The sequence below is a fragment of the Streptomyces sp. 8K308 genome, assembly GCF_004348315.1.
In the GTDB taxonomy this organism is placed as follows: Bacteria; Actinomycetota; Actinomycetes; order Streptomycetales; family Streptomycetaceae; genus Streptomyces.
Genome location: NZ_SMKC01000486.1, coordinates 1 through 4,161, shown reverse-complemented (window position 1 = coordinate 4,161; position 4,161 = coordinate 1). Strand labels below are relative to the sequence as shown.

Below are 4,161 nucleotides of genomic sequence, written 5' to 3'. Positions count from 1 at the left end.
GGCCGCCAGGAACACCCCGACGCCGCCGGCCGCGAGCACCGCCAGGACCGCGGCGGCCACCGCGAGCCGGCGCCGCGACCGCCGCCGGGACCCGATGGCCGTCGCCCCGTCCCCGGTGCCGCGGCCCTCGTCGGTGGCGCGGCGCCCCTGCCAGGTCGGTGACTCGCGCACCACCGCCGCCTGGGCGCGGGTGTCGGCGAACGACGCCATCCGCAGCAGCGACGCCACCGCCGGCCGCCGCTCAGGGTCCTTGGCCAGGCACAGCGAGACCAGGTCGCGCAGCGCCGGTGGCAGATCGCCGAGCTCGGGCTCCTCGTGCACCACCCGGTACGCCACCGCCAGCGGGTCGCCGCCCGGCAGCCCGCCCGCCTCGAACGGGCTGTGGCCGGTCGCCGCGAACGCCACCACGGCGCCGAGCGCGAACACGTCGGCCGCCGTCGTCACCTCGGCGCCGCCGGTCAGCTGCTCGGGCGCCATGAACGGCGGCGAGCCGAGCACCGCGCCGTCCTCCGTCAGCCGGTGACTGTCGCTCAACGCCCGGGTGATCCCGAAGTCGATCACCCGCACCCCGTCCTCCGCCAGCAGCACGTTGCCCGGCTTCAGGTCCCGGTGCACAAGGCCGTGGCCGTGGATCTCGGTCAGCGCCTCGGCCAACTGGGCGCCCACCCTGGCCGCTTCGTGCGCCGGCAGCGGGCCCTCCCGGGCGACGCGGTCGGCCAGCGAGCCGCCCGGCACGTAGAGGGTGGCGAGCCACGGCGGGTCGCCCTCGGGATCGGCGTCCACCACCGGCGCGGTGAAGGCGCCGCTGACCCGCCTGGCCGCCGCCACCTCGCGGCGGAAGCGGGCACGGAAGCCGGCGTCCTCGGCGTACTCGCGGCGGATCACCTTGATCGCGAGCTGCCGGCCGGCGACCGTTCTGGCCAGGTAGACCACGCCCATCCCACCGCTGCCGAGCCGGCGCTCGAGCACGTAGTCGCCGAGTCGCTCCGGCGCCGCACCGTGATGGTCACTCATGCCAGCTCCCCCGGTAGCCCCGCGATTGCCGGCAACAGCGTACTGGGGCTGGGGACAGTGCCCGGGGTGCGGCCATAATCGACCGCATGTCCACTTCTGTCGCCAAGCCGCAATCCCGCGCCGCCGACCACGAGCCGAACGCCGCCCCGCGGCCGGAGCCGATCAGGTTCTACGGCACCCGCTGGGTCGACCACTCCGCCGGCTACTCGCTCCGCCGGGTGCTGCTCACCGGCGCGGCGGGCCTGCTGACGGTGGCCGGCGCGCTGGCGCTGTGGATCCTCTACGCCGGCGTCGCCGCCGGTTCCCCCGGCTGGCTCAGCTCGCTCGTGCTGCTCGCGCTGCTGCTGTGCACCGCGATCGCCTTCACCCGGGCGTGGGTCGGCTACACCAGGCCGCGCCAGGTGGACGCCGTCGAGGAGTCCACGTTCCGCAGCCTCAAGGTCGTCGGCTTCGTCGGCGTGCTGCTCGCCTACGCGCTGCGCTCCGCGGTGGAGGCGCCGGGCGAGGGGCTGCTGCGCGCCGACCACGAGGCGGCGCTCGAGCGGCACCGGCGACTGACCGTCAAGCGCTCGGGCAACCCGGCCCGCCGCGGCCAGGGCCGCCGCCGCTGACCCGAGGCCCCCGAGGATTGCCCTGACATGTGTCAGCGTCGATTGACAGGTACGGTCGCGCGCTGAGAGGCTGGGCGCCGCACAGCGGGAACGGCGAGAGGACCTCTCGATGAACGACCCGACGCCGGCCGGCGAGCGGCTGCTCAAGGTGCTGTCCGCCCTCGGCCACCCCCAGCGGATGCGGATCATCGCCGCGCTGACCGCCGAGCGGAACTACGTCAGCCGGCTGGCGCGCGAGATCGGCATGAGCCGCCCGCTGCTCCACATGCACCTCCAGCGGCTCGAGGCAGCCGGCCTGATCACCGGGTCCCTCGAACTGTCCGAGGACGGCAAGGCCATGCGGTACTTCGAGGTCGCGCCGTTCCTCTACGAACTGACCCCGCGGACCATCACCGACGCCGCCGACTCCCTGCGACCAGAGCAGGAGACGGAGTCGGTGGGGCAGACATCGGTGAAGCAGAAAGAGGAAGAGGAAGCACAGTGAACGACTCACTGGTGACGCTGGCCGACGACCCGGCCGGCGTCTGGGCCGCGGGACTCGGAACGGCCGGGGTCTTCCTGCTGATGATCGTCGTCGTCTGGCAGATCGCCGCCACCTGGCGCGCCCGTATGCTCGCGACCCGCGAGGACGAGTACAAGCGGCTCGCCTTCAAGTACGCCGAACTGCTCGAGGACAACACCGAGATACTCCGCCGCTACACCGACGAGCTCACCGAGACCCGCCGCTCGGTCGCGTCGATGGAGCGGATGATGCGCGAACTCGACTGACCGGAAGCGGAGCGGACCATGACCATCCACCCCGGCTTCGGCTCCCGCGAGTTCGCCGTCTCCTTCAACAGCATCGCCGCCGAGTACGCGGCCGCCCGCCCCGACTACCCGGCCGCGCTCTACGACGCGATCGAGGAGCTCGCGGACCGCCCGCTCGCCGGCGCCCGCGTCCTCGACGTCGGAGCCGGCACCGGCATCGGCACCCGCCCCATGCTGCGCCGCGGCGCCACCGTCACCGCCGCCGAACCCGGGCCCGGCATGGCCGGCCAGCTCCGCGCCCACCTGCCGGCCGTCCGCCTGGTGCGCGCCGACGGCAACGCGCTGCCGTTCTCCGCCGACGCCTTCGACGTCGTCACCTATGCCCAGGCCTTCCACTGGACCGACCCCACCCGGGCCGTGCCCGAGGCCCGGCGGGTGCTGCGCCCCGGCGGCGCGCTCGCGCTGTGGTGGAACGTGCCGGACCACACCGCCCCCTGGCAGCGCGACCAGGAACGGCGGCTGCGCGCCCGGCTCCCCGGCTACCACCGTGGCGACATCTCGGCCGACGCGCCCCGCATCATCGGCGACCTCGACCCGGCCCTCGCCACCGCCTACCGCGAGGTCGGCTGGAGCCGCGTCCTGCCACTCGCCGCGCACCTCGCCAACCTCGCCACCCACTCCTTCTTCGCCGTCCTCGGACCCGAGGCCGCCCAGCCGGTGCTCGACGCCGAACGCGCCGTTCTCGAACGCGAGTTCCCGGAGGGGGAGGTTCGCGAGAGCTATACCGTCCGCCTGACCGTGGCCCGGGTGCGAGGATGACGGTATGAGCACCATCACCCACAAGATCGCGGTCCTGGGTGCCGGCAAGATCGGCGAGGCGCTCCTCGGCGGCCTGCTGCGGTCCGGCCGCCCGCCGGGCACCCTGCTGGCCACCGTCCGCCGCCCCGAGCGCGCCAGGGAGCTGCGCGAGCGACACGGCGTGGAGGTCGTCGACACGGCCGAGGCTGCCAAGACGGCCGACACGCTGATCCTGGCCGTCAAGCCGCAGGACATGGGCGCCCTGCTCGACGAGCTGGCCCCGCACGCCGCCGCCGACCGCCTCGTCATCTCGGCCGCCGCTGGCATCACCACGGCCTTCGTGGAGTCCCGGCTGAGCGAGGGCACGGCGGTGGTGCGCGTCATGCCGAACACCCCGGCCCTCGTCGACGAGGCCATGTCCGTGATCTCCGCCGGCCGCCACGCCACCGACGCGGACCTGGCGCACGCGGAGGAGATCTTCGGCGGCGTCGGCCGCACCATGCGGATCCCCGAGTCCCAGCAGGACGCGGCGACCGCGCTCTCCGGCTCGGGCCCCGCGTACTTCTACTACCTCGTCGAGGCGATGACGGATGCCGGCATCCTGCTCGGCCTGCCGCGCGACAAGGCCCACGACCTGATCGTCCAGGCGGCGATCGGCGCGTCGGTGATGCTGCGGGACAGCGGCGAGCACCCGGTGACCCTGCGGGAGGCGGTGACCTCGCCGGGCGGCACGACGATCAGCGCGATCCGTGAGCTGGAGAACCACGGCGTGCGGGCGGCGCTGATCGCGGCGATCGAGGCGGCGCGCGACCGCAGCCAAGCCCTGGCCGGGCCGGCCTGACCCTCTGCAACGGTCCCCCCACCCGCCCTTGCGTTCCACGCGGGCGGGGTTCGCCGGTTCGGGTGGGGGTGGCGCATCGGCCGGCCTCCGGCGCTTCGCGCGGACGGCCGGGGCGGCCGTGGCCGCTCGGCGCTTCGCGCGAGTGTCGCC

General features: G+C 74.5%; 6 protein-coding genes. 5 read left to right on the top strand and 1 reads right to left on the bottom strand.

What is annotated here, in order from left to right:
- Positions 1 to 1,014: serine/threonine-protein kinase (locus tag E1265_RS34475; protein ID WP_132934892.1), on the bottom strand; the 1,014-nt coding region annotated here is incomplete at its 3' end.
- Between the two features lie 86 nt (positions 1,015 to 1,100).
- Between E1265_RS34475 and E1265_RS34470 the strand changes: the two genes are divergently transcribed.
- The 5 genes from E1265_RS34470 to proC all read left to right on the top strand — a co-directional run bounded on the left by E1265_RS34470 (position 1,101) and on the right by proC (position 4,011).
- Positions 1,101 to 1,625: a hypothetical protein gene (locus E1265_RS34470; protein WP_132934891.1), complete on the top strand. Its 525-nt coding sequence runs from the start codon at positions 1,101 to 1,103 to the stop codon at positions 1,623 to 1,625.
- A 109-nt stretch (positions 1,626 to 1,734) separates the two neighbouring features.
- Positions 1,735 to 2,109, top strand: coding sequence for a winged helix-turn-helix domain-containing protein (locus E1265_RS34465; protein WP_132934890.1), 375 nt, complete (start codon positions 1,735 to 1,737; stop codon positions 2,107 to 2,109).
- 80 nt (positions 2,110 to 2,189) lie between these two features.
- A complete protein-coding gene (locus tag E1265_RS34460) occupies positions 2,190 to 2,393 on the top strand; it encodes a hypothetical protein (protein ID WP_132934894.1) in 204 nt (67 codons plus the stop codon).
- An 18-nt stretch (positions 2,394 to 2,411) separates the two neighbouring features.
- Positions 2,412 to 3,191: a class I SAM-dependent methyltransferase gene (locus E1265_RS34455; RefSeq protein ID WP_132934889.1), complete on the top strand. Its 780-nt coding sequence runs from the start codon at positions 2,412 to 2,414 to the stop codon at positions 3,189 to 3,191.
- A 13-nt stretch (positions 3,192 to 3,204) separates the two neighbouring features.
- Entirely contained in the window at positions 3,205 to 4,011 is an 807-nt protein-coding gene (gene proC, locus E1265_RS34450) for a pyrroline-5-carboxylate reductase (RefSeq protein ID WP_132934893.1), read from the top strand.
- The last annotated feature ends 150 nt before the right edge of the window (positions 4,012 to 4,161 follow it).

Coding starts and splice junctions, on each gene's coding strand:
- E1265_RS34470 (WP_132934891.1), top strand. CDS start 1,101: ATGTCCACTTCTGTCGCCAAGCCGCAATCCCGCGCCGCCGACCACGAG.
- E1265_RS34455 (WP_132934889.1), top strand. CDS start 2,412: ATGACCATCCACCCCGGCTTCGGCTCCCGCGAGTTCGCCGTCTCCTTC.
- E1265_RS34460 (WP_132934894.1), top strand. CDS start 2,190: ATGATCGTCGTCGTCTGGCAGATCGCCGCCACCTGGCGCGCCCGTATG.
- E1265_RS34465 (WP_132934890.1), top strand. CDS start 1,735: ATGAACGACCCGACGCCGGCCGGCGAGCGGCTGCTCAAGGTGCTGTCC.